General features: G+C 45.1%; 24 protein-coding genes. 17 read left to right on the top strand and 7 right to left on the bottom strand.

Translation table 11 applies throughout. The annotated features are described in order from the left end of the window. Positions 1-58: 58 nt before the first annotated feature. The 5 genes from L1F29_RS33875 to L1F29_RS33855 all read left to right on the top strand — a co-directional run bounded on the left by L1F29_RS33875 (position 59) and on the right by L1F29_RS33855 (position 5707). Positions 59-742 carry an ABC transporter ATP-binding protein gene (locus tag L1F29_RS33875; RefSeq protein WP_258386348.1) on the top strand — a complete coding sequence of 228 codons (684 nt, stop codon included), beginning with the start codon at positions 59-61 and terminating at the stop codon, positions 740-742. Then, the gene (locus tag L1F29_RS33870) at positions 739-3330 is read left to right on the top strand and encodes an ABC transporter permease (RefSeq protein WP_258386347.1); all 2592 of its coding nucleotides are present in this window, start codon (positions 739-741) and stop codon (positions 3328-3330) included. The genes L1F29_RS33875 and L1F29_RS33870 overlap by 4 nt, the downstream gene beginning before the upstream one ends. 192 nt (positions 3331-3522) lie before the next feature. Beyond that, a complete protein-coding gene (locus tag L1F29_RS33865; protein ID WP_258386346.1) occupies positions 3523-4086 on the top strand; it encodes a PadR family transcriptional regulator in 564 nt (187 codons plus the stop codon). Next, positions 4079-5068, top strand: a complete 990-nt coding sequence (locus L1F29_RS33860; protein WP_258386345.1) for a BtrH N-terminal domain-containing protein — start codon at positions 4079-4081, stop codon at positions 5066-5068. Before L1F29_RS33865 ends, L1F29_RS33860 begins: the two co-directional genes overlap by 8 nt. 36 nt (positions 5069-5104) lie before the next feature. After that, on the top strand, positions 5105-5707 hold the full coding sequence (locus L1F29_RS33855; protein ID WP_258386344.1) for a class I SAM-dependent methyltransferase: 603 nt from the start codon (positions 5105-5107) through the stop codon (positions 5705-5707). 177 nt (positions 5708-5884) lie between these two features. Here L1F29_RS33855 and L1F29_RS33850 read toward each other — a convergent pair whose 3' ends face one another. Continuing rightward, on the bottom strand, positions 5885-6583 hold the full coding sequence (locus L1F29_RS33850; protein ID WP_258386343.1) for a DUF4386 domain-containing protein: 699 nt from the start codon (positions 6581-6583) through the stop codon (positions 5885-5887). 278 nt (positions 6584-6861) lie between these two features. On the opposite strand from L1F29_RS33850, the gene L1F29_RS33845 reads away from it, so the two are divergent. Next, entirely contained in the window at positions 6862-7326 is a 465-nt protein-coding gene (locus L1F29_RS33845) for a DUF8821 family protein (RefSeq protein ID WP_258389900.1), read from the top strand. Between the two features lie 290 nt (positions 7327-7616). Here L1F29_RS33845 and L1F29_RS33840 read toward each other — a convergent pair whose 3' ends face one another. After that, complete coding sequence (locus L1F29_RS33840) at positions 7617-7856, bottom strand: hypothetical protein (RefSeq protein ID WP_258386342.1); 240 nt, start codon at positions 7854-7856, stop codon at positions 7617-7619. A 191-nt stretch (positions 7857-8047) separates the two neighbouring features. Here L1F29_RS33840 and L1F29_RS33835 point away from each other — a divergent pair, with 191 nt between their 5' ends. Continuing rightward, positions 8048-8293, top strand: coding sequence for a hypothetical protein (locus L1F29_RS33835; protein ID WP_258386341.1), 246 nt, complete (start codon positions 8048-8050; stop codon positions 8291-8293). On the opposite strand, the gene L1F29_RS33830 is transcribed toward L1F29_RS33835, so the two are convergent. Continuing rightward, positions 8285-9331: an agmatine deiminase family protein gene (locus L1F29_RS33830; RefSeq protein WP_373876582.1), complete on the bottom strand. Its 1047-nt coding sequence runs from the start codon at positions 9329-9331 to the stop codon at positions 8285-8287. The genes L1F29_RS33835 and L1F29_RS33830 overlap by 9 nt on opposite strands. Before the next feature lie 168 nt (positions 9332-9499). Beyond that, positions 9500-10327 (bottom strand): MerR family transcriptional regulator, encoded by an 828-nt coding sequence (locus tag L1F29_RS33825; protein WP_258386339.1) that lies wholly within the window; start codon positions 10325-10327, stop codon positions 9500-9502. A 333-nt stretch (positions 10328-10660) separates the two neighbouring features. Here L1F29_RS33825 and L1F29_RS33820 point away from each other — a divergent pair, with 333 nt between their 5' ends. The 5 genes from L1F29_RS33820 (at position 10661) to L1F29_RS33800 (ending at position 14117) form a co-directional block, all read left to right on the top strand. Further along, entirely contained in the window at positions 10661-11128 is a 468-nt protein-coding gene (locus L1F29_RS33820) for an SMI1/KNR4 family protein (protein ID WP_258386338.1), read from the top strand. Between the two features lie 200 nt (positions 11129-11328). Continuing rightward, the gene (locus tag L1F29_RS33815) at positions 11329-12300 is read left to right on the top strand and encodes a hypothetical protein (protein WP_258386337.1); all 972 of its coding nucleotides are present in this window, start codon (positions 11329-11331) and stop codon (positions 12298-12300) included. Positions 12301-12763: 463 nt separating this feature from the next. Continuing rightward, positions 12764-13117: a DsrE family protein gene (locus tag L1F29_RS33810; RefSeq protein WP_258386336.1), complete on the top strand. Its 354-nt coding sequence runs from the start codon at positions 12764-12766 to the stop codon at positions 13115-13117. Positions 13118-13189: 72 nt separating this feature from the next. Then, a complete protein-coding gene (locus L1F29_RS33805) occupies positions 13190-13426 on the top strand; it encodes a glutaredoxin family protein (RefSeq protein ID WP_258386335.1) in 237 nt (78 codons plus the stop codon). Next, positions 13419-14117 carry a Crp/Fnr family transcriptional regulator gene (locus tag L1F29_RS33800; RefSeq protein WP_258386334.1) on the top strand — a complete coding sequence of 233 codons (699 nt, stop codon included), beginning with the start codon at positions 13419-13421 and terminating at the stop codon, positions 14115-14117. The genes L1F29_RS33805 and L1F29_RS33800 overlap by 8 nt, the downstream gene beginning before the upstream one ends. 16 nt (positions 14118-14133) lie before the next feature. Here the strand turns inward: L1F29_RS33800 and L1F29_RS33795 are convergent, their stop codons facing one another. Then, positions 14134-15030, bottom strand: coding sequence for a VOC family protein (locus tag L1F29_RS33795; protein WP_258386333.1), 897 nt, complete (start codon positions 15028-15030; stop codon positions 14134-14136). Positions 15031-15390: 360 nt separating this feature from the next. On the opposite strand from L1F29_RS33795, the gene L1F29_RS33790 reads away from it, so the two are divergent. The 3 genes from L1F29_RS33790 (at position 15391) to L1F29_RS33780 (ending at position 18827) form a co-directional block, all read left to right on the top strand. After that, positions 15391-16929 (top strand): extracellular solute-binding protein, encoded by a 1539-nt coding sequence (locus L1F29_RS33790; RefSeq protein ID WP_258386332.1) that lies wholly within the window; start codon positions 15391-15393, stop codon positions 16927-16929. A 90-nt stretch (positions 16930-17019) separates the two neighbouring features. Continuing rightward, positions 17020-17946: an ABC transporter permease gene (locus tag L1F29_RS33785; protein WP_258386331.1), complete on the top strand. Its 927-nt coding sequence runs from the start codon at positions 17020-17022 to the stop codon at positions 17944-17946. Between the two features lie 17 nt (positions 17947-17963). After that, entirely contained in the window at positions 17964-18827 is an 864-nt protein-coding gene (locus L1F29_RS33780; RefSeq protein ID WP_258386330.1) for a carbohydrate ABC transporter permease, read from the top strand. Between the two features lie 10 nt (positions 18828-18837). Here L1F29_RS33780 and L1F29_RS33775 read toward each other — a convergent pair whose 3' ends face one another. Next, positions 18838-21117 carry a helix-turn-helix domain-containing protein gene (locus tag L1F29_RS33775; RefSeq protein ID WP_258386329.1) on the bottom strand — a complete coding sequence of 760 codons (2280 nt, stop codon included), beginning with the start codon at positions 21115-21117 and terminating at the stop codon, positions 18838-18840. A gap of 157 nt (positions 21118-21274) precedes the next feature. Here L1F29_RS33775 and L1F29_RS33770 point away from each other — a divergent pair, with 157 nt between their 5' ends. After that, on the top strand, positions 21275-22072 hold the full coding sequence (locus tag L1F29_RS33770; RefSeq protein ID WP_258386328.1) for a sugar phosphate isomerase/epimerase family protein: 798 nt from the start codon (positions 21275-21277) through the stop codon (positions 22070-22072). Between the two features lie 41 nt (positions 22073-22113). Further along, positions 22114-23214, top strand: coding sequence for a zinc-binding dehydrogenase (locus tag L1F29_RS33765; protein ID WP_258386327.1), 1101 nt, complete (start codon positions 22114-22116; stop codon positions 23212-23214). 452 nt (positions 23215-23666) lie between these two features. On the opposite strand, the gene uvrA is transcribed toward L1F29_RS33765, so the two are convergent. Then, positions 23667-26588, bottom strand: coding sequence for an excinuclease ABC subunit UvrA (uvrA, locus tag L1F29_RS33760; RefSeq protein ID WP_258386326.1), 2922 nt, complete (start codon positions 26586-26588; stop codon positions 23667-23669). Positions 26589-26599 lie beyond the last annotated feature (11 nt).

Here is a 26599-nt window from a genome sequence, read left to right as displayed (position 1 = left end):
GAAAGTCATTTTAGACAGATAAAATGATATCCATCAGCTAAGCTATGGAGGTTTGACCATGGAAATTTTAAAAATCGAGCATCTGTCTAAACTATACGGCAAATGCGAATCGGCGGTGAAGGCGCTTGACGACGTTTCTTTTTCGGTCCGAAAAGGCGAATTTGTCGCGATTATCGGCCCGTCCGGATCGGGAAAATCAACGCTTCTGCATATGCTGGGCGGCGTAGACCGGCCGACTGGCGGTAAAGTTATTGTTGAGGATACGGACATGTATGCCTTGAACGAAACGCAGCTGGCCATCTTTCGACGCAGACAAATCGGCCTGATCTACCAGTTTTTCAATCTGATCCCCGTCCTGACGGTGGAAGAAAATATGACGCTGCCGCTCTTGCTGGATAAACAAGAGGTCGATAAAAAGCAGTTGGACGGTCTTGTGAATACGTTGAATTTGCAGCATCGTTTAGACCACCTGCCGAATCAGCTATCCGGCGGACAGCAGCAACGGGTCTCGATCGGCAGAGCGCTCATTGGGAATCCCGCGATCATGCTGGCAGACGAACCGACCGGAAATTTGGACAGCAAAAATAGCAGCGAGATTGTCGACTTATTGAAAATGTTGAATAAAACCTATCATCAGACGCTAATCGTCATTACGCATGACGAACGCATCGCCTTGCAGGCCGACAGGATCATTTCGATTGAAGACGGAAGGATTGCCAAGGACGAGGTGATCCGCCGATGAATATTGTCCATAAACTGACGATCCGGCATTTGAAGGAAAACAAGAGACGAACGCTCGTTACCATCATAGGCGTCATCATTTCGGTCGCCATGGTGACCGCGGTTGCTACGCTTGGTTTCTCCTTTTCTGATTTAATGATCAGGCAAACCATTGCAGATACCGGTGAGTGGCATGTCCAGTATCAAGATGTAAACAAAGAACAGCTTGCGGCGATACGCGACGATGATGCAACCAAGACCGTTGCGATCACAAGAGATCTTGGCTATGCCCCGTTAGAAGGGGGACAAAACCCAAATAAGCCGTACTTGTTCATCAAGGAATATGATGCCCAAGGTATTGCGCAGTTTCCGGTTGAACTCAGCGAGGGACGTTTTCCTAAAACGGACAAGGAGGTCGTGATTTCCGAAGCCATTGCAAAGAACGCCAAAGTAAAATACGAAATCGGCGATCATCTAACCCTTCGCGTCGGCGAAAGATTCGAGAATGGGGGCGATCGCCTCCTGGATCAAACCGAACCGCTGCGCAGAGAAGAGGGCAAAGTAACCGAGACGCTGCAGCATATCAAGACAAAGGATTATACGGTGGTAGGCTTCATCAAGCGTCCCGCATGGGAATCGGCTTGGGCCCCGGGGTATACGGTCATCAGCTATGTCGATGAAAACTTTATCGGGGAAAACGATCGAGTCGACGCGGCGGTGGTTTTGCAAAAAGTCAATCGTTCCTTGTTCGCTCATGCCGAAGATTTGGCTGAAAGAAACGATATCGAAACGGTCCTATATAATCACGATTTGCTTCATTATTACGGCGTGTCCAAAAGCATAGCCTCATCCAGCACGATGCTTTCATTATCGGTGATCCTTATGGCGGTCATTATGATCGGCTCGGTTTCTCTCATTTATAATGCTTTTGCGATATCCGTTTCGGAACGTTCCCGCCATCTAGGAATGCTTGCGAGCGTGGGGGCTACGAAAAGGCAGAAAAGAAATTCAGTGCTTTTTGAAGGTGCCGTCATTGGCTTGATCAGCATACCCGTTGGAATCCTGTGCGGTCTTGCCGGAATAGGGACAACCATTTGGTTCATGAACTCCATGATTCAAGGGGCATTATGGACGACTGAAAAGCTGACGCTCACCGTCACCCCGTTATCGCTCATAATTGCCTCTGTTGTTTCGATGTTGACGATTTTCATATCGACATATCTCCCGGCTATCAAAGCATCCAAAATATCCGCCATGGACGCGATTCGCCAAACGACCGATGTAAAGCTCACGGATAAAGCCGTGAAGACGTCGAAGCTCATTCGCAAGTTCTTCGGAATCGAAGCGGAAATCGGTTTGAAAAACTTAAAAAGGAACAAACGGAGATATCATGCCATCGTATTTTCACTCGTCGTCAGCATCGTTTTGTTTTTAACGGTATCTTTTTTTACCGCCGGTCTGAAACAATCCCTGGAGCTATCGCAGGAAGGCGTCAATTACGACATTGAAGTATCGTATGGCCATGGACAAAGAATAGACGACCGGTTGATTCAATCGATTGCATCCCTGGATGGCGTAACGGAATACAACGTGATTCACGCGTTGGATACAAGCGCTTGGGTCGATGAAGCGATCATTGCCGATGAGCTGCAACAGAAAGTTAAGGACGATAAGAGTTTACTTCAAGACGGAAAGTATCCTTACGATATTAAGGTTCATGCATTGAACGATTCGAGCCTGCAAGTCTATGCCAAAGCGGTCGGCGCAGATTATGAGCGGCTGACGGATCCGGATCATCCCGCTGCGATCGTGATGGATACGATCCGTTACAAAGATATGAGTACGGGGAAATATATTCAAACGAAGGCCATGTATACGAAAGTCGGTCAAACCATCGAGTTAGCGAATCGCCATGAAGAAACCGTGGAGGAAACGAAGGCAAGCCGAGTGACCGTTGCCGCGCTCACGGATCAAGCACCTATGGGGATGAGCCCAATTGGAGTAGGCGGGTTAAACATCATCGTTTCGGAACGCGTTATGAATCGATTGGCAGGCGGCGAGGACACCCTGCTCGCCCAAACCTTCCTCTATTTGAAGAGTACGGAGCCGATGAAAACGGAGCAGGAAATCGATGAGATGCAAGTGACCAATCTGCAAGCCTACAACTTGTATCAATCCAGAAAAAGCGAAGAACAGCTGATATTATTGATGTCCGTCTTTTCTTATGGTTTTATCGTATTAATTTCGGCGATTTCCATTGCGAACATTTTTAATACGGTCTCGACGGGCGTATCCCTTCGAAAGCGGGAATTTGCGATGCTGAAATCCGTTGGAATGACGCCAAAAGGCTTTGCGAAAATGATGAACTACGAAAGTATTTTTTATGGGGTCAAGTCGCTGCTGTTCGGGCTTCCCGTCAGCTTCGTCGTGATGGTTCTGATCTATAGAGCATTTGCGAACAAATTTAGCTATGGATTCGCCCTGCCCTGGATGAGTATTCTTTCTGTCATTGCTGCCGTATTTGTCATCGTCGGTTCCGCCATGCTATATTCCGGTGCGAAAGTAAAAGGGGAAAATATTATTGATGCGTTGAAGCAAGAGAGTATATGAACGCCACCTCCTCAAGAGGAGCGGAGAGGCCGCGTCGTAATGGAGGCTGTGACAGATTGCCGGATGGTTGCTGTCACAGTCTCCTTCTGCGTCTTCGGCGCAGAGGCTAAAGGCTTGCCATCATGAACTTGACCTTATATTTCACTACTGTTATATTACGTATATGAAATATATTGTACGAGGGGTCTCTCTATGAATCAACTTTCGAATGTGGAATTTATGCTGCTGCACATGATTGCGGAATGTAATCAAGCGTCGGGTTACGACATCAATAAATTAATCGATCAGCGCGGCTATCGGGAATGGGCGAATATTGGCACGACTTCGATTTACGCAGGACTGAAGAAATTGAACGATAAGGGATTGATCAAGTCCGAGGATTCCGGCGGGAAATCCGGCAAGGGACCTATGCCGATCCGATTTGCCATGCAGGAGGCAGGCATGATAATGCTGAGAAATGAAATCATCGCCAGCCTATCTTTTTCCCGAGAGCGCGATAACCGATTCGATCTCGGGCTTGCCGCACTGCCTTTTGTCGAGAAGGCCGAAGCCATTGAAGCTTTGCGAAGGCGGTTGGATTTTCTTGAGGAGGCGTTGACAACTATAAGACGGAAGTACGAATCGCAGGGCGGCGTTCGATTGCCGCTGTACGTAAGAGCGCTTTTCCTCCATCCGATGAATCTTATCGAGAGTGAGCAAGCGTACGTCGCCAAATTAATCAACGAATTGTTGGAGGAGATGACGGAGCATGTCTAAAATCATTGAAGGCTTCGTTCCCTTTCAAGGAGATCATTGCGAGACGACAACGATGGGCAACTTGCTTCAATTTGCGGGAGTCCGGCTATCGGAGCCGATGTTATTCGGACTCGGGCAAGGGCTGGGATTCATTTATTGGGATTCTAAGGCGATGGACTTTCCCTATATTGGGGGAAGGGTGAAACCGGATGAATTGGCTGCTTGCATAGCATCCCGGCTCAACTTAACCATTAAGGCGCAAGAAACCTCGTCCGTTGAAAAAGCGTGGCAGAACGTACGGAGCCTCATAGAACGCGGAACCCCGGTGGGGCTTAAATTGGACTCGTATTATTTGGATTATTTCACGAACAAAGTACACTTTGCCGCCCACTATGCGGCGATATATGGCATGGATGACGAGTATGCATACATGGCGGATACAAGACAACAGGGTGGACTTGTCACGACGCGTTTAACTGCTTTGGCCATGGCTAGAAGCGCGAAGGGGCCCATGAGCTCCAGGAACCGTTCCTTTACGATCGAACCGACCGGCACCCTTCCGCCGCTTGTACCCGCCATTCGATCGTCCTTAACCAAGAATGCACACGACTACTTGAATCCGCCCATTCGAAATATAGGGAATAAAGGCATTATAAAGATGAGCGGCGAAATTCTGAAGTGGCCTTCTCGCAGCAAAAATGTTGAACAAGATCTATGCTTGACTGCGCTGCTAATGGAAAGAGCGGGAACCGGCGGCGCTTTGTTTCGAAATCTATATCGAGATTTCCTAAAGGAGTGCAGGGATCTGATTGGAGATCCAAAAGTCGAACAGGCCTACTTGCGGTTTGCGGAAATTGCTCCCATGTGGGTCAGCGTTTCTTCTTTGATCGACCAAGCGGGAAGAACGGGAAACCATCGGGAGCTTAACCAGGTTTCCAAGCTATTGCTCGAGATCGCGGATAAAGAACGCGCAGCCATGGAATTATTATTGTCATTTCGCTGAACCGTATCGTAAATAACGCAAATAGGAGAGATCCGAATGGGAAATACAGATAAATTTGAAATGATAGCCAATATATATGACACGCCTGAAAGAATTCAAATTGCAAAGGTATCCTCAGATGTCATTCGGGAGTATTTAGTTGACGCTAATAGCAAGAATGCAATTGATTTTGGGTGCGGAACCGGCCTTGTCGGAATCAATTTGTTAAATGAATTCAACTCGATGCTTTTTCTGGACACATCACAAAACATGATTGACCAAATCAAGCAAAAAATTTCTGATTTCAATATTCAGAATGCAGATACCTTATGCTTTGATTTTGAAAAGGAAGGGCTGTCGGATTTACATGCCGACTATATTTTTATGGCTCAGGTGCTGCTTCATATTCATGACGCCGAATTTGTTTTATCCAGATTATTCGATGTTCTGAATGAAGGAGGACATTTGCTGATCGTTGATTTTGATAAGAATGAAAAAGTAGTCTCGGATATCGTTCATAACGGATTTAATCAAGCCGAACTATCCGGCATGATGACAAAAATAGGGTATAGGGATATTCAATCCAAAACTTTTTACACGGGAAGTAAAATATTCATGGGACATGATGCATCTTTGTTTGTTCTTGATTCTCGAAAGTAAGCTTCTAATGCTGCGTGCTTGGGGTAACCGAACGATGCGATACCTAGAGGGGGACTTTTACTTGCGGAGAGAAAAAGTCCCTTCGCCGTTCATGAGGAAGTTCCGCTGATTGACTATCCATCGTTCAAAATTGCCGAATCGAGCTGGCGCATACGAGCATGATCGGCAATCATGTTCTTAATTGGCTACAGAATCCGGTTCCTCCCGGTTGAAACCTTTCAGGATTAGCCATATAGCCAAAACCAATTGTTGAGAGGCAATTGGAATGTTCAACATCATGTAGGCTGCATCCAGACCGATGAAGCGAATCATAAATAATAAGCTTGCCAATATGGACAATGCAGACCCAATAAGACCCGAAATGGACAACCAGCGTGGAACACATTTTGTTCGGTAAAATATGCAGTTAAACAAGAACATAGCCAAAACAAATGCCAGTGTCGTGGCCACATGGTTCACCAAATCACGTCCTTCCCGTAACAATCCACCCAAGGTCTGAAAATACGAACCATTCAGAGCTCCAACTTTTGCAAATTCGTGGCTTAATGTCAATAGCAGCAGAAGAATGATTACACCAATAATAATGAAAACACCCGCAATGATGCCGAAAGCAACAGATCCAAGAGCTAAACCTTTATTATGCTCACTTAAAATCGGATACATCAAAATAGGAATACCAACATATGCAGCAACCATTAGCAGCTGAAAAAACGCTCCTATTAGTACCTGATTTTCATTTGTAGAAGCCTTAACAAGGTAGTCTGCTCCATCTATAACAGGAACAACACTCAATATACCTGTAACCAGCCCGGCTAATAGTAACACCCCGGTAATTACTGCAGACCTTCTGCCTGAATTTGTACTCTTCCTCAACATCCATGAACCTCCTTATCCTACCTGCCCTTGGCTGATGTTTTCAATTCGTTGAAATGAAGGGTTTTGACGCAACAACGTCGTATACTTTTTATATATTTTAAAAGGCGTTTGTTGATACCAGTCTATGTGAACACTATTTATCAAACCAACAAATCCGCTAATCAAAGCATTTGGCCCAATTTTGTATCGTCAAAAGAAACAAACCTGAAGAATGGCTTGGTTTCTGGTAAAAGTGGATTCCTGTTGTTAGGGGATAAAGAGAGGAACGAGGGATGGAAATGTCGTATATCGTTGATTTTAAACATGTGTCCACGGTTGGTTTAGAGTCTTCGCCTGTAGCAGAAGCGCTGGCTGGTCTGCGTGCTAATGAAGCCCGTTACTTTATGAACAAATACAAACATGAATTTACGGTAGTACCCGCTAGTGAAAGTCAGGAGAGCCTTGATTACGTGAACCGAATTTTGAAAGAAGAACGTGATATTGAGTTTGCGGCCAAACCTTTAGAAACATCGCGTTTTCAAGTGGAAAATATCCAATTTACCTACGTCTTTTATGAAGACGGTCTTGGGCTTAATGTCATGTATACGGTTGATGGCCCTAAGAAGCGGGCCGTTGGTTTTAAGCTTTCTGAGGGGATGGAGGTACCCAAGGAGTTAGAAGGGAAGTTTAAGTTTGCTAGGCAGAAGTCTAAACTGGCGGGAACAATTCGGGGTTCGTTTTTTGTAATTAAAGGACAATATTAAAGTTCTGTTTTCTTGCACCGCAAGCCAAGCGATTAACCAGCCGACAAGTCTGTATCGTTATGCAGGCCATTGAGGTGTTTTACGACAAATGGAACATGGATCGTGGAATTGATCTTCGATCGGTGTATCCTAGACTGAAAGAGGAGCTGGTTATGCCAGCTCCTCTTTCATTTTCCGCCGATAGCCCCGTTATGCTGAACCGCACCATAAGTTGGGCGAAATCGATAATTGCGGGCGTGGTGGAGACTTTCGTAGCGCCTTGATACCGAATCGCCAGCCTGTCGTGCAGATTATCCTACGCCATCACTTTCTAACAAGGAATAAAAATGATCGCGATCTTCGTCATCGAATTTGCCAAGCGTCCGTACCCTGACAAATTCATGACCACCGTACATGTCTATTTGCTCGCCATACCTATTGTAGAGCGCGATCATATGGCCATCCCGATCCAACTCCATGTACCCGTAACATTGTGCCTCAGGCGCTTCACCGTAAAGGAGCATAAATCTGATTTTGTCCACTCTGTTCATACAGCTTCTCCTTCTGTCTTTAGTAATGGCCTTGAATTCATTGCGTCCTGTCCTTTGCGTGTACATCCCTTATCTCCCCATCGACCTGAAGAATATTTTACGTGAAACCGGATGAATTGGAAAAAGCGATATCGCTCTTCATACTTGCAAATTCATTCCTATTCCGAAAGCATAAGGGGGGATCCCCCGCTATGTCGCTCATTCGCACATTATCTCTTGACGAGATGAGATTTGGGGATTATGATAACGTGCCGGTCAACTCTACAAGGCCAATCAATAAAAAAGCCGACTTTTCGAAGTGCCTTGGCACCGAATCGTCAGCCTGTCGTGCAGATGATGAAAATAAAAATCCAATAAGAACATCAACGAAGGAGCATGCCGCGGCAGCTTCGTTTTCAAATATTAGAAATCAGCTGAAACAATCGCGATCACTTTAAGTCGACGGGTTGTTGTTGTGTAACACAATGAATCATACCGCCATCTTTATAAAGTTCTCTCACGTCAATTCCAATAACCTTACGGTCAGGGTATAGTTTCTGGATGGTATCGTTTGCTAATTTGTCATTAGGATCATTATAATTTGGAACTAATACAGCGGTATTTCCAACGTAATAATTGATATATGAACCTTTGTACCCCAAGTTCTTTCCGTTATCTAGCACTACATAGTTTTTGGTAATTGGTAAATACACATACTGATAAGGCTTGTCAAAGGCATTCTTAGCGTTCATTAATGTGTTAATATCCTTATTTGAGGCACCCCATTCTTCCAAATCCTCTTCTTTCATTGTAATCATTGTAGACTTGTCATGAAATTTAGCAAAACCATCAATATGGAAATCTGTAATATCCAGACCGGGCACACCATCTAACCAAATAAAATTCGTAGCACCAAGATTTTCTTCTATAACTTCCTCAATTTCTGCTTCTGATAATTTAGGATTTCTATTCTTATTCGTAACCGCACTGCGTGTCGATAAAAATGTACCATTACCATCTAATTCAAATGCGCCGCCTTCAAGTACTACATTATTTAGATTAATTCTTTCCATACCCAACTGGTTGCTTAGTTTGTTCGCAATCAAGGCATCTTTTTTATACGGGGTTTTCTTGCCCCACCCATTAAAGCCCCAGTCCATGATTTTAATATTGTTGTTTTTGTCGTATACAAAAATCGGTGCTGTATCTCTTGCCCATACATCGTCAGTAGGAATAATATAGAAGTCGATTCTATCCATATTTAATCCCTCGTCATAAAGAAGATCATAAATATCGTTCTTATCGTGTTCATCGTATGCGATAATATGAACATTTTCCCCTTCGCTTAATGCGCTTGCCATTTCTATCCAAATAGATTCAAGCTTTTCTTTATAGCCGCTACCATAGGTAAAGTTATGGGGCCATTGCAACCAAGTACCTTCATGTTTGCTACTTTCATCAGGCATTGTGTATTTGCCTACGTTTTGTTTTTCCATGCTTTGTCCTTCATCAGCTTTACTTTGCGTACACCCTAATAAGATCCCCGCTGTTAGTAAAACCCCCGTACATACTACAATCATCTTATTCATGTCCCAATCTCCTTATGCTCTAATCGCTTTCTCTTGAAGTAGAATAAGCTTTGACATCGTGTCAAGGTCAAGCAATTATTGTCTAGCTTCGTTGATGATGGGAAAACAGACTTGTGTCACATACTCCTCCACAGGGCAGTCACATTCTGAACCTTTCAAGTAGGTTTCATAAGGCGACCCATTCAAGAAATAGCCGTTGCGTTCTATCCATTCTTCAAGAGCCATATGCGCGTATCCGATATAGTCATAACTCCCGATATGCAAGGTAGTAGCAATAAACTCTTGGGGGAGTGTTTTTATTTGCCAATCACATGATGCATCTTCGTCATTTCGATCCACGATTGGAATCATCAATTCAATATCGCTGTGATCTGGGGTATATTCTTCATCGAAAAAAATGGCAGACGGAACGCCAAGTAAGTGAATATTACTTTCTTCTGCTTCTTCGTATAAGGAATCCATATACTTGTCCATGTTAGCTATATTCATCTGCACTCTTTGACTTAGGACACTGATCTCGTTTCTCATTCCGAGCAGTATATCATAAGATCTTCTTTCTCCTGGTATCAAATCCACCTTGTCTTCGATCATCTCTTGCATTTCTGCAATAATCTGTTTATATCGATTCATCTCATTTGATAATTCATGGATTTTCGAGTGCATTAATCCGGTAAACCATTCCCTGTCTGATGTCTGAAGGATCGTTCTAATTTCCGGCAGGGTGAATCTATATTCTTTCAGTTTCTTGATTCGTAATGCCGTCTCTAATTGACTCTTCTCATAATATCTATACCCGTTCGTTGTATCTACATGTACTGGTTTTAAGAGTTCTTCCTTGTCATAGTGTCGTAACATGCGTGCACTCATTTTGCAAAGCTGAGAAAATCTGCTGATCGTATACATATTTCTCTCTTCCTTCGTATGGTATTTCACCATTATATTATTCTAATGCATACGATTTATACAATTTCTCGCCATTGAATTATTATGGCGATGATGGTTTGAAATCCCACTATTTTCATCGGCCCATATGCAGAAGCGGCGATCCTTTTCCCCTAGGGGGCTTCCGCTGAGGCTTTAAGTCAGCATAGAGAACGTAAGTGAGAATTAATGTGGTGTCAAAAACAAAGCATCAACAGCGTATGTACACTACTGCACGTGACTTCGATGTGATACGATAAGCGGAAAGGATAGAAGTTGGAAATTAATCCAAGTGTAGGGGGAGAGGACGAACTCATGCATGAGCGTTTGGCAGACAAATTGAAGACGACTACAGCTATAAAATGGTTTCCTGGTCGTGGGGCGGAAGAGAGCTGGATAACGGAAGTGGAACAGGAATTAGGATTCCGTCTGCCGCCATCTTACCGCTGGTGGCTGGTTCATTACGGCAATGCCCGGTTGGGCGACGGGAATATTCTAACCATCTCTCCTCCGGAACACAGAGAGTATGACGACAGCGATCTTCTTTATATACATAGGTTAAATTTAGCCGAGGAGTGGTGGGTAAGCCGGTTCCCTCATAGACTGGACTTGTTCGTTCCGGACAGCGACGAGCTTTATTATTTTGATACGTCTTCCAGCGATGACCAAGGCGAATTTCCAATCATGTGTTATGATCTCATGAATGATTTGATCGATACGTATGCTTCGACGTTTGCGGAGTTTCTAGAACGGCTGATCGACGAGCGAAGCGGGGGACATTGAAGTGTTTCCGGCTCAGAGAATCCCAAAACGGCCATCGATTTTGATTCCTTTATTCATCAGAAACTTCCGGGTTCGCTATCTCACGGGGAGATCCAAGTATTGGCGGATTCATTCGGGGTGCTGATCGAGGAATATTTATGAACGGCGATGGCGTTCAATTCGGTTGTTCTGGTTGTCCGAAGAACCGCAGGAGGGATAAGATGAGGAAGAGAGGGATATGGATCGGGGGAGTGGTACTCCTGCTAGTGCTGGCAGGATGCGGTAACCCGGCCGTTGAACATTCGGCTAAGCCGCCATCGGCGGTTGGGGATCATGCTGATGAAGCGGTACGGGGAACGGAAACGTCGGGGGAACAGCCGGATCAAACGATGGAGAAAACGGCAGAGGGAGAGACTAAACCGGCGTTGGTGGAATACAAACGTCTGGAAAATGTGTTTGGGTTCGCGGATGAGTCGGGGGAACAGCTGATCACCATCCCGGATGAGAGCGGAGCCGACTTGGAGAATCCCAAACAATTCAGCGCTGCCGTAGGAAATAACGGAGATTGGGTTGAGATCGAGTTTGTCCGCAGGCAGGATGCCAATGAACAGGATAACAACAGGCAAACGATGTATAATTTCAATAATATGAGCGGTTACGTTTATAAGGCGAAGAAGGGCAAGCTCATACCGAACAAGTCCTATCTGTTAACGAGGGACGGCGTCATTGGCGAGAATGCATTCATTGATTTACAAAGCACGGTAGACGGCGAATCGCAATCCGGGGAATATTTGCCGGCGGATGCCGAAACGATTGCGCAGATGGAAGCAATGAAAAAACGGAAAATCACAGCGAGCCGCTTGCTGTCCGAATCGGCAGAAGAGAGAATAGCTCTGTTTGTGTTTGAGCGGGAAGCGGACGACATGCTGGCAAGCATCGCCTATATCAAAGGGGATAGAGTCTTGTTCAAGGATTTCCCCGCCAAATACGACGAGTTCAGTACATGGAGAGTAGACGGTGGGGATGAGCCCGGCCGCTTCGAGGTGCTGTTTCTTGCCCATTCGGATGAGGGCCTGCTGCTGGGGATGTCGTGGGGTGCTCCCGAAGGGGAAAACTTATTTGTTTTAAAAGAAGCGGACGGCGCTTTCCAAGAAACCGGTTTGAGAAGCGGGAGATACTGGGCTCCCCAATAAATTCATAACAGCCAACAAGATTTGACAGGATGGGTGTGTATTGATGAGGAGTAAAGAGCTGGCCGCGGCCGGCTCTATTTGTTTTTCGCCGATATGATGAAGTGCGGAGAGAATCGCTACCGTTTCTTGAGTGAGATTATCAAGGTAATAAAAACAGAATGGAATATGTTCCCTTTCCCGCAGGACAAGGAAGGCTCCGGAAGGCTGTTGATAGACATCATTCTGGGAAGGGGCAAACCTGAATCATAGCTTTTGTTTTGTAATCTATTTTACGGAAGGGATGTCATTCAAAGCTTATGATTGACTCAGACCTAGAAAAGGAGGGAAACAAAATTATTGATTCAGAACAATATGAAAGACATCACGGAAAAAGATGAAGTACCGGGGAATACCCGAAAACTCTGGAACAGATCAGGGAATACCTCGAGACTATAAAGTAAAACCTAATAAGGAGTGTTGAAAAATGAAGAAGGTAGCCATAATTATTCATGCATCTGAAAATGAAATGGGGAGAGCGTTGCACGGTCTTCTGTATGCTCAGGAACTGCATGATGCCAAGCATGATGTTAAGCTTTACTTTGATGGTATGGGAACGGTTTGGGTCAAACTATTTGAGGATCCGTCTCACATGCTCAACCCGCTGTACAAAGCGGTTAAAGCTACCGGCGTGATTGCGGGTATATGTCAGTCCTGTGCGAGTTCTTTCGGCGTTACGGAAGAAGTTGTGTCGTCTGGAATTACGCCTCTTGCTGAATCGGAAGGTCACCTCAGTCTTGAGAAACTGATCGCAGCGGATTATCAAATTATGATTCTGTAACTTTAAAGGGTAGTTGGTATAAAAGCCATCGGTTCTTCCGGTGGCTTCAATACCTACGGAGGGAAAAATCTGATGAATATCGTGTTGTATGTAAGCGATCATTGTGCTTCATGCAGAGAGGCTGTACATTTTTTTCAGGAGGAAGGAGTTTCTTACCAGCTATTGAACGTTGACTTCGATAAAGACAACTTTAACGATATGCTATCTTATGGCGGGATAGCAACGCCACTCATTCGAATTGGCAACCATATCTTTCATTCCTTTGATCGTGAGAAAATCAAGGAGGCTTTGCAGGAATATCGTGGATAAACTTTGGTATCTGTCCAAAATCAGAATTTTCGAGGCGTTGTCGTCTGAAGACTTGCAAGAACTTGATCAAATGGCTCCGATGACGCATTTTAATGCTCTTCCCAAAAACATAATCGTACAATCGCCTGACTTGAAGCGGGATGGATTATTTTTCGTCAAGAAGGGCAAACTTCGCGTATTCAAAATCAATGGTGAAGGAAGGCAGTTTACCGCGGCGATTCTAGGTCCCGGCAATATGTTTGGTGAAGTTGACTCATTCTCGTTCGAGACGCATGACGTATACATTGAAACCATAGAGGAATCGCTCATTTGTTCTGTGATGAAAGAGCATTTTGAGAAGTTCCTGATAAAAAGACCTGAATTAGCTTTGCGTTTTCTAAAGGAATTAAGTGAAAGACTGAAGGAAAGAGATGAACTTATTGAGAAACTTGCCCTTGGACATGTAAAAGAACGCATATTGCATTTATTGCTGAAGTTATCCGAACAATTTGGTGTAGAAGAGGACGGCTACGTGAAAATCGATTTTGCACTCACCCATCAGGAAATCGCAAATATGATTGGCGCTACCAGGGAATCGGTAACCGGTTTCCTGAAAGAGCTGTCTATTAAGGGTTTGATCCGTACGAGCAGAAAGCAGATATCAATTAATCAAACTAAAGTCATGGAATGTCTGGATAGCGGTGATTTTTAAATGGGGACCATTTTACTTAGGAGTCACTGCTTCTTCTCATTCCTCCAAGAATGATGCTATATCCATCTGGATCCAAAATTTGTGCATTCAAAAAGTCCCAGCCATCTTCGGAACTTTCAATGGGTTCCATTCCAATCGTACCGCCTTTTCCTCGCACCTCATCAACGATAAGAGCCACATCTTCCCATGGCGTATGAACGAAAGTATCCCAGGGTTCATCCGGACCTTCCCACGTATAGGGAATCCCAAAAATTTTTCCGGACTGAGCATTGGGTCGTACATCTTGCGGTGATGTCGCCTGCTGTAAAATCACTTCCATCTCGCCGCGCCTTGCATATCCCCAGTTGTTCACCTCATCGCATCCTAATACATGGCTGTACCATTCCATCGATTTCTTCAAGTCGGAGACAAGGCGTACTTGAAACGTCTTTTTAAATTTATTTTCTTGGTCTTGATGATTTGGTTCGTCTGTCTGTAAGCGCCGCGCGCTTAAAACCATGTTGTATCCGTCCAGGTCAGAAATATGAGCTTTCTTGTACGTATGGTCTCCGTGTGAATATTCAAAAGGTTCGACCGCAATTTTACCGCCGTTACTCCGTACTTCCTCCACGACGTAATTTAGGTTATCCCATTCGACGTAAATCAAAGAATCCCAACCATCATCCGGGCCTTCCCATTCCGTCGGATAATCGGAGCGCTTCTTCGGTACAGCGTTCTTACGAATATCTTCCGGTGAAGCGGCCTGCAATAATATAAGTCCCATGCCTTCCCTAGTTGCATGTCCCCACCCGCTAATATCGTTACATTTCAACACATTGCGAAACCATTCCTGAGACTTTTTAACATCAGATACCAGACGTACGGGGAACGTTAATTCAAATTTCCCTCTTCTGTTCGTTTCTTCAAAAGTCAAACTATACAGCTCCTTTATCTAGAAATATATGCCATAATATCCATTCGGTATAATTGTCCAAATTCCTCTTCATCCCAGTCCATTGAATGACGTATAACCAGGTTGCCGATTACTTCGATGGCCTTCAGTGCATGTCCTCCTACCCGATTGCGCAAGAAATGGAATGAATCTGAATCGTGGATGGTGAATATTGCTGGAGTTCTTCAAGATGCAACCATATACCATATCACATAAAATTGCCGTTTTTTTTGCCGTTAAAATTCGCTTTTAATCTTGAAAGATGTAAATGGAAATGAATCTCCGGGTTATGTAAAGTCATTGTTGCGGTCAACCCAAATCGATAGAGGAGATGATGAATGCATGAGTAACAAATCGGTAATGAGCAAGGTTTTACTTATACTTGCAATGGTTCTGGCAACTACAGCATGCTCAACGCAAAATAGCAATACTTCTTCGTCTGGAACGAGCAGCAGCACTAGCAATGCAAAGAGCGGAAACAATCGTACGGTTACATTGGATATGATGGTTTTCCAGCATCCATCCTGGCCGTACAAAGAAGATTGGGCAATATATAAATACTATGAAGAAAAGCTCGGCATTAAGTTTAAGGTAACTGCACCTCCAAGTGATTACGATACGGCCCTAAATCTGGCTTTTGCAGGGGACACGCCGGATATTATGATTGTTTCAAATCTGACTCAAGCCAATACCTACGGCGGCAGCGGAGCGCTGCTCAACTTCTTCGATCATCTAGATAAGCTGCCGAACTATTCCAAGTTCCTTGAGGATCATCCAGAAGTCAAATCGGCCATACTGTCCGCGGATGGTAAAAACTATTATTTGCCGCATTACGGGCTAGAACAAACAAACCGTCGTTCTTGGACATACCGCGACGATATTTTTAAAAAACATAATTTGAAGGCTCCAACCACTTGGGACGAAATGTATCAGGTGGCAAAGGAACTGAAGAAACTGTATCCCGATAGTTATCCAATCGCCATCTATGATAATTTGACAGGACTCACGAATACTGCAGCAGGTTTTGGCACTTGGTTTGGGGCGTATGTTGATTATGAGAAAGACGAATGGCGATATGGACCCATTGAAGACAGCTTTAAGGAAATGCTTCGATATCTGAACCTCTTTTATAAAGAAGGTTTGATTCCACCGGATTTTATGGCGATGAAACGTGATCAGTTCAATGATTTGCTTGCGCAAGATAAAGCATTTATCGCAAATGATTACATGATCATGGATGAAGTTCCCGTCATTATCCAAAGAACAAATGATTTCAGTTTGGACTACATGACGCCTCCAATTGGCGGAGACCATGGCAAGCCGCATAACGCATATGATGGTTTGCTCAACCGTGGAATGGCTGTAGCAGCTAATACGGATAATCTGGACGAAGTGCTTAAATATGTTGATTTTCTGTACTCGCCGGAAGGCAGCGAACTGGCCACTTACGGCAAGGAAGGCGAAACGTACTACGTGAAGGACGGGAATCGTCGCTTCAATGATGAATTTGTAAGTTTTGGAATGATTCGGACATCAACCGGCATCGCAACGTATGGTTCACATTTAGTCGTTGATATGAATGCTTATGCTTATATGAGCTCGGACAAATTCAATGAGGCGATGGTGGAAATTAAGAATGGCCATGAAGCGCCTTTGCAGCCTCGACTCGCCTATACGAAGGAAGAGAACGATACATTGACCTTTAAAAATGCAGAGATTAACAAATATCGTGACGAGCAAATCGCAAAATTTATTCTGGGTCAAAGCGATTTCAGCACATGGGATCAATACGTCTCGGAAATTAAGAAACTCGGTCTGGCTGAGGTCATGAAAGTACATGAAGATGCGTATCGACGTGCTCAATCTTTCCTGAATAACTAATGGGATCTAAGTCTTCCTTCGACTTCAACAAAATTGAGGAAGGAGGAAGACTTTTTTCTTAAGTCTGCATGGGAGAAGGGATAAAGTCAGATGAGGCACGGAATATTGAACAAAAAATCTTGGATTGCAAAAGTGCGACAAGATCGTTATCTGCTTTTGCTCGTTTTGCCCTGTGTGTTGTATTACCTTATTTTTAAGTACGGACCGTTGTTCGGCATTGTCATCGCATTTAAGGATTTCAACTTGCATCGCGGAATATGGGAAAGCCCCTGGGTGGGCTTGAAGTGGTTTAGTCAATTCATGAACAGTCGTGATTTTTGGCCGGTTCTCAAGAATACGTTTGCACTCGGGTTTATGAAGTTGTTGTTCGGTTTTCCTGCACCTATTATACTTGCTTTGCTTATCAACGAGGTTCGCCATGTGTTTTTCAAACGCTTTGTACAAACCGTCAGCTATTTGCCGCATTTTATTTCAAACGTCATTGCTGCCGGTATTATGACTATGTTTTTGTCTCCACGTAACGGAATTATCAATGACTTGATCTCTCTCCTTGGTTTTGATCGTGTCAATTTCCTCGTAGAGGAGTCTTGGTTCCGAACGATTTATACTTCAAGCGAAATTTGGCAGCATCTAGGTTGGAGCACGATCATTTACCTGGCAGCCCTGAGTACGATTGATGTTCAGCAGTACGAAGCTGCGCGGCTGGACGGAGCGAATCGCTGGCAAACGACATGGAACATTACGCTGCCGGGAATCGCACCGACGGTGCTTATTATCCTCATTTTGGATATCGGGAAGGTTTTGGAAATCGGGTTTGAAAAAGTCTATTTGTTAGCAACGCCTGCCGTATACTCAAAAGCAGATATTATTAGTACCTATGTTTATCGGGTAGGGCTTTCAGAGGGCAATTTCAGCTATGCTTCCGCGATTGACTTATTTACCGGGTTGATCAGCATTATTTTTATTATCAGCGCGAACTGGGCAAGCCGTAAAATTAACGGCAACAGTTTGTGGTAAACAGGGGGCATGAAGTTATGAATAAAAAAGCGTCCTGGTTTGATTATATGAATGTATTGATCCTGACGCTCGTCGTTGTGGCATGCCTTTATCCGTTTATTTATATGACGGCTGTTTCCATGAGCGGAAGCGGACCCATTACACAAGGAAAAGTGTGGTTGTACCCTGTTGATTTCAATCTCGATATGTACCGATATGTATTCGAAGATGGAAGAATTTTAACCGGGTATAAAAATACGCTAATATATGTCACCTTAGGCACGGCATGCAGCTTGCTGGTGACTGTGCTAGGCGCCTATCCGCTGTCCAAGAAGCAGATGATTTTCCAAAAGCCGATCATGCTTATGATTGTACTGACGATGTTTATTAATGGGGGGATGATCCCGACATTTCTGGTCGTCAGAGGGCTGGGCTTGCTGGATTCCATCTGGGCTATGGTGCTTCCGGGTTTGATTTCCACTTGGAATTTGATTATCATGCGAACGTTTTTTCTTAGCATTCCTAAGGAACTGGAAGAGTCAGGGAAAGTGGATGGTCTATCGGAGGTTGGCATTTTGTTCAGGATTGTATTACCCGTTTCGAAGGCAGTTATCGCGACAGTCGGCTTGTTCTATGCTGTAGGGATCTGGAATGGATTTATGGCGCCAATGTTGTACTTACGCAGTGATGATCTGTACCCGCTGCAATTGTTCCTGCGCAATATTGTGCTGTCCAGTGAAATGACGGGCAGCGGAGCACCGATCCAAGGCAACATTGTTGTCGTAGAAATTGCGATGAAGTACGCAGCCATTATTGTTTCTACGCTTCCCATTTTGTGTGTATACCCGTTCCTTCAAAAATACTTTGTAAATGGGGTTATGATTGGTTCGGTAAAAGGTTAACAGCATGCCCTCAAACAAGAGGGTATGCTGTTTTTTTTCTGAAATCACCTGGTGTTGTACCGGTTTCTTTTTTAAACATACGTATAAACGACGTAACATTACGATATCCGACTTTCATGCCAACTTCCTGAATAGACAGGTTGTTGCTTTGAAGCATGTGCTTGGCATGCTTCAGCCTGATGCCATTCAAATGATCGATAAAATTAGTGCCGGTGTTTTCTTTGATATATAAGGATAAATACCCAGCCGACATATTGAGTTTGGAAGCAATGTAATCTAGGGAGATGTCATCCTGATAGTGATTTTCGATGTAAGACAAAACCGTGTTGATGATATCCTGTGCTCCGGCTCTTTTTTCGTTAATCAGCTGCAAAACATCGTCCAGTATGGATAAAATAAGCATCTTGTAGTGTTCAATGGTTACACATTCTTGAAGGTACAGCTTAAAACGGATGAGTGAGTTTGGAAACTCCACCTTTAACTGCTTTAGTGCCTTCTTGTATTTGCGAATGACATAATCCGAAAGTTCGACTAGTTGTGCTGTTGTGGATACCGATTCGTTAATCTCATCAAAAAGCTTCGAAATTGTTTGCTGGGACAGAGATATATTACCCATGAGTATATATTCCGAAATCAGTCGATCGTCTTCAAGACTCAAAATCATCGGTTCATCTGTCATCATCATGTCATGAGTGTCGGACGTATAAAAAATCTGGTGTTCCATGATTGGTTTTGCAAGCTTGGTTTGCTGCAGAAGCCGGTGATAAACCGACTGCAATTGGGTAGATTCAGTAATAATTGGACTGACTGCAATGGTTAGCAATATCGATGATTTTTCGGAATCCATTACCTGTACAAAATCGTCTAGGAACGAATGAAGCTTTCCATGGAGTTGATCTGGCACAAAAGAGAGCAGCTGCGTATCTTCCATTTGTATGGTTGTGATCGGTTGACTAAATAGATCTGCTGATATGCGGTGTATGTGATCATAAATTCTCTTCATGCTTTCATTAACGACGTTCTCTTCCAAAATATGTCGAATTCTCGCTTGAACCATAATGATGTAGAAGGTTCCGGTTGGTTTGGGCCAGTTCCAATTGGTATTGAAAGAAATATTTTTCAAACGTGTCATGTAGTGATAGTGGGTTAACAAATTTTCATGATTGGCCAGCTTACTTTCAATATCAGAACGATTCAGATGCAATTCTTGAATATGTTCATTGATCATTTGAAACTCAAAGATGGAAGAACGTAATGAGGGTTTGGTTTGTTGCGGTTCACCCTCGAGTGACATTTGCTTTAACAAATCTCGAACGGGAGCATTTAGCTGTTTGCTAAACAAAATCGACATAATAATAGCCAGAACTAAAGCCAGGATGAATAATACAAGAGTAATATGGTTTAACTTTACCAGTGTTTTGTTCATATCCGACATGGCGATAGCGGTGACATAGATCTGGCGATTTCCATTATTTTTTTTGAAAAAGTAATAATGCTGCTCGTGTAAAGTCCAATCTGTACTCGAATGCTCCAAGGAGTCACTCACTAGAGAGATATCCAGGGGGTGTTTATCATTCGATTGAAATATGATATCGAACGATGAGTTGAGAACAAACTGGTCAGCGGTTATATAGCCAAATTGATCTTTATATAACCGTTCAATATCGATAAATGCTACGATGTTAAATTCACTTTTGGGCAAATTGATTTGGACAGGGAGTAAGGACTTGGTCTTATTGCCGTTATAGCCTGTCTGAAATGCCACATTTGGAAAAACGGAAAGCTCTGATGAGGGGGAAGGATCAAAAATCCATGCTTCCAGATCTGAATTTGCCGAATGATAATATTTTTTCAGAAAACGATCTTTATCAATAAGTGCCTGTTTATTGATAAGAAAATGTTGCTCTTTGAATACAATGAAAAGATCCTCTAAGTAATATGACGATTGCGATATCGAGGTTTGGATCGATTTAATGATGTTATCCATCATAATATAGTCTAATGAATATTTACCTGAAGTGTAGCTTTGTTCTGCGATCTGTTGAATTCGGCTGTCAAACTGATATCCAAGCAAAAGACCGCGCCATACCCGAAACTGCTTTTCAAAAGAATCGACTGTCTGTTGATTTAATGCTTCGTGATAGGTAACAATCTCTTTTTCTATAGCGCGGCTATAATAGGAAAAGGTAAATACAAAGATGATAGCTAGAATACTTAGAACAGTAAGAAAACAAAATAAAATTCTTACAGGCAGTGAATTCAGTTTAATTTTTCGTATCCATTCAAACAAGTCCGTTCCTCCTGATGTTCATTTACACTTTCTCTGCTCATTATCAATTTTTTTGAAAATAAACAACAGATAAGTATTTGTAAAAATGTAAATAGAATAACTCTTTAATCGAAGCGTACACTTGCCTTGTGAATTCATTCTAAAGCAAAGGCAGGAGATGGCGGTGGCAGTATTTATAAATTTACTTCCCTATATGAAAAGGATTGGAGATTCGGCTGAACTCTTTGAAAAATGGGATGGTGGAATCGAAATCCCAATGGACGGACCAAACTGGACAGCTCCGGTGGATTGGATTCAAGAACTGGAACGTTTTGTGCATTACAAGGGCCCCAAAAGTGTTCATTCTCCGATCTGGGAATTAAACATCGCTTCGTCTCGCTTTCCCATGATCGCGGAGTATTCGTTTGAAGTATATAAAAGCTGCTTGGAATGGACGAAACAGATCGGGGCCGAACAAATGGTGCTGCATCCAAGCTTGTACTCCACGATTATTTTTAATCGAAAAGAAACCCAACAACGTTCAAAAGAAAATTTGAAGCGATTAGGGGATGTCGCAGCCCGTTTAGGGGTGGATCTAGCGGTTGAAAACGTGGGATTCCATGAATTCGCTCTGTTCGATCAGGAGGAATTTGTGGCGTTGTTTGAAGAGATACCTACGATATCTGCTTTGGTGGATGTGGGGCATGCTCAAATCAATCAATGGGATATCCCGGCTTTGATTCGAGCACTTGGATCCCGACTGACAGCTGTACATTTGCATGACAATGATGGCGTTGATGATTTACACGATCCGATTGGGATCGGCACAATTGAGTGGGAACCGATTTGGTCGGCATTGCGTGAACAAAATCATACCTACCGCGCGATCCTGGAATATCAGTTTGAAACGCCCTTGGAAACTTTGCTGCGTGATGCAGAAATGGTTCAAGAAAAGCTGTTTCTTCATCGAATCTAAGCGCAGAACAACTATCCAATGGATTGCAGGGGGACTTAGCAATGATAACTGAAGATAGGGAACCGGAGAGCTTTCGTTCTCGTCAATTACGGCTCATTTCGCCATTTCAAGTGGAGGAAAGCGAGTCTGTAATTAATCTGGAAGAAGGTTTTGTAGTAATAGAACCAACATTAGCTAGTATATGTCATGCAGATTTGCGGTATTTTGGAGGACTGCGCAACCAGGAGATATTGGCTAAAAAACTACCGATGGCACTGATTCATGAGGGAATCGGTAAAGTCATAATCAGCAAGAGTCCTACACTGCCAGTGGGCACTAGAGTGGTGATTGTGCCAAATGTACCGGGCTATGTGCTGAGACGTACTTCGGCTGAACAATGCTGTCCTGCTTGTCGCGGAGAAATACAGGATAACTATTGCGATCGCGGTTATTTTCTTGGCAGTGGGAAAGACGGGATCGCCCAAAACAGGCTTATGATTCCAGAGGAATGTATCGTCCCGATTCCAGCTGATGTACCAGATGAGATTGCCGTATTGTCTGAGCTCTGCAGTGTATCTATTCGGGCAGCACGCTGTGTATCCCAATTCTTGTCTAACCATGTTGTGGCCGTATTCGGTGACGGACCGGTTGGTTACATTACAGCAGCTGTCCTTCATCACGCTTTTCAAATTCCAAAGGAAAGACTGGTTGTTTTCGGGGCAATCCCTGAAAAGCTGAGCGCCTTTACCTTTGCACAAACTGAATTGGTACGGGACTATGATTTTCTAGCTGCATCCGCTCATGTTGTATTTGAATGCACGGGCGGCAATTTCAGTGAAAGCGCGATTAACCAAGGTATTGATTTGATGGCTCGCGGCGGACATCTGGTGCTGATGGGTGTAAGCGAGGAGAGGGTACCGATCAATACGAGAGATGTACTTGAGAAAGGCATTACACTGCATGGCAGCAGCAGAAGCTCACGTATCGATTTTGAAGATATCCTGCAAATGATGAAGTCTTCGGAAGCGATATCGACATTATCTAAGCTATTACCAGAACATTATACTGAAATATCGAATGCCGCGGACTTCACCGCGGCAATGCAGGAAACCTTGCAGCATAAGGGCTGGCAAAAAACGTTGCTTCAATTTAAGTGGTCATAAAAAAAGCATCAGCGGGTTTGGATAATAACCCCATGATAATTGAAGGCCAAGTGACATCAAAGAGACGATAGTCCTCCATTCTGTCATGTGACAAAATGGAGTTTTGGCAAGCAGGGATAGAGGGAAACAGACTCCAAGATTCTAACCAGGAAGTTGAACTTTGCCTTAGCTTCAATGACAGCATGAATGAGGATTCCGATATTTATGTGACCGTCGACAATGTTCAAGACTTGGACGGTAGTACGGTAGTTGACGCCAACGAGATATTAGTGTCTCATTAAGAAATCGTTGGAGTTATCTTTGTAAAGCGGTTATGTCACGCGCCGAAGCGACGGCATGGACGGCAAGATTGCTTAAGACAACTAATCTAATCGACAAGTAAACCCAAACAACCATTGGCGACTATTCATGTCGTCAATGGTTGTTTGTTTAAATATAGGGCTTGCCAAAGCTTAAGCGTTCGTTTGCATTACCGGTTCATGCCAATACCGATTATCCGTAGCTAAAACGGATTTCAAAAACCTCCCGGTATGCGACGCATCTACTACGGCTACCTGCTCCGGCGTTCCTTGTGCGACGACGGTTCCTCCGTCTTTACCGCCGTCCGGTCCCATATCGATCAAATAATCGGAAACTTTAATCACATCCAGATGATGCTCGATGACAAGCACGGAGTGACCGTTGTCAACCAGTTGATTCATACAGTCGATCAGCTTCTGAATATCGTGAAGATGCAGTCCGGTCGTGGGTTCATCGAGAATATAAAGATTATGCGAGCCGCGCTTCAGCTTACTGATCTCGGTCGCCAGTTTAATTCGCTGCGCTTCGCCTCCGGAGAGGGTCGTGGAGGATTGGCCGAGCTTGAGGTACCCTAACCCCAGTTGATTCAACACGTTCAATTTATGCACAACGTACGGCTGATCGCTGAAGAACGAAACCGCCTCCTCGATGCTCATATCGAGCACCTGTGCGATGTTCTTCCCATTCAGCAGCACTTCAAGCACATCGTTGTTGAACCGGGCTCCTTTACAGGACGGACATACCGATTCGACGTCTGGCATAAACTGAAGCGTCGTCGTGACGATGCCTTCGCCTTGGCAATGCTCGCAGCGGCCGTTTTTCTGATTGAAGCTGAATTCGTTCTTGCCGAGTCCGCGTAAGCGGGCCTCCTCCGTTTCCGCGAACAGCTCGCGGATCCGGTCGAAAAATCCGACGTACGTAGCCGGATTGGAGCGGGTGCTTCGGCCGATCGGCGATTGGTCGATATTGATGATGCCCGACAAGTGTTCGATGCCTTCGATCGAATCATGCTCGCCCGGCATAATCCGCTGGTCATGAAAGTGGGCGTACAGCTGTTTAAACATTACTTCATTAATTAGCGTACTCTTGCCGGAGCCGGAGACGCCGGTGACGCAGGTCATGACGCCAAGGGGAATGTCGACGTTTACGTTGCGCAGATTGTTCGCTCGCGCACCCTTGATGCGCAGACATAAGCCGGAGAGGGCCCGCCGCTTGGAAGGAACGTCGATCCTTCTTGCGCCAGACAGGAAGGCGCCGGTCAGCGAGTCCTTCGCTTTCCGCAGCTGCGCGGCCGAGCCCTGCGCGATGACTTGGCCTCCCCGCTCTCCGGGCCCCGGTCCGATTTCGATGATATAATCCGCGCTGCGGATCGTATCGATATCATGCTCGACGACGATAATCGTGTTGCCGATATCGCGCAGCTTCTTCAATGTCTGCACGATTCGCATGCTGTCCCTGGCATGCAGCCCGATGCTCGGCTCGTCCAGCACATACAGCATGCCCATCAGTCCAGAGCTGATCTGCGTGGACAAACGGATGCGCTGCGCCTCTCCGCCCGATATGGTGTCCGATCTTCGGCCCAGATTCAAATACTCGAGCCCGATATCGAGGAGCAGGGTAAGCCTCGATTGAATTTCGCCCGCGATCTGCCCGGCCACCTTCATCTTCTCTTCCGGGAACGTAACGCCATCCAAGAACGCTTTCAATTCTTTCAGCGGCACGCTGCAAAGATCGTGAATGTCCCTGCCGCCGATGCGCACGCAAAACCGTTGGGGCTTGAGCTTCTTGCCGTCGCAGTCCGGGCACGTGTGCTCCACCATCACCCTTTTGAAGAAATCGTTGTCCCCGCCGCCGTTTCCGCCGCTCCTTTTCACATGCCACTTGTACCACCGGTTCACCTCGTTCACGAGTCCGCCGTATTTCCTCAGCTTGCCTTCCTGGCTCTTGGCATGGCGGGGATGATCGTCCGTAACGACGTTCGGAAACTGCTCACCCCGGGTGCCATGAAATAACCGGTCGACAAAGTCATCCGGCAATTCGTTGAACGGCGTGTCCAAACTGTACCCGTAATGCGTGAACATGCTGTGAAAGAGCATTCCCCGATACGATTTCTTCGTGCTGGGGCCGTATATATTATGGTCGAGCGCGCCTTTGCTGACGCTTTTCTCCGGGCTCTTGATCAAGAACCGCTTCTCCGTCCGCATGTAGGTCCCGATTCCGCCGCATGTCCGGCACGCACTGCCCGGATCGTTGAAGGAGAAATAGGACGGATGCAGCTCCCCGATAACGAGATGATGCACCGGACAGCCGAAATTTCGATAGAAGGCGTCCATATCGACCGGTTTGCCGCCGGACTGCGTAACTTCAAATCGGATAAAGCCTTCTCCGACCAGCTCAAGGCTGTTCTCGATCGTTTTGGCCAGCGCTTTGAAAAGTGACGGCGCAACGACCACCTTATCAACGATGACCTCCATCTGATAGTCCGTTTCATCGTCCAGCTCCAGCGGATCGCTCAGGTTATGGATCGCCCCGTCGATCTTAACGGAGCGGAAGCCCTTGCTCCGGATCTCGTCGAACAGCGTCTGGTAATCTTCGTCGTACAGCTTGAAAATGGGAGCGAGCACCTCGAGCTCGGTTCCCGCAGGCAGCGTCTGCACATGGTCGATCATTTGATTGACCGATTTCGCCGCGATTGGATGCTGGCAAAACGGACAGCACGCTTCACCGGAAGAGGCAAACAACAGGCGGAGAAAGTCATACATGTCCGTCATCGTTCCGACCGTGGAGCGCGGGTTCGAGCTGCCCTTCTTCTGCTCGATCGCAATGACCGGGGACAGGCCGAAGACGAAATCGACGTCCGGTTTCTTCAGCTGGTTCATCCGGCTTTTGGCGAAGGTCGACAGCGATTCGAGAAAGCGGCGCTGCCCTTCGCCGTAAATCACCTCAAACGCAAGGGAGGATTTGCCGGAGCCGCTCACGCCCGTGATGACCGTCAATTTGTCCCGGGGGATGTTGACGTCGATATTCTTCAGATTGTTCTGCCTGGCGCCTCTTACCTCGATCCTCGTTTTCATGGGTTGACGAC

The organism is Paenibacillus spongiae (assembly GCF_024734895.1).
GTDB lineage: Bacteria > Bacillota > Bacilli > Paenibacillales > Paenibacillaceae > Paenibacillus_Z > Paenibacillus_Z spongiae.
Note: the sequence above shows the minus strand (reverse complement) of the source record. Positions and strands in the feature narration are given on the sequence as shown.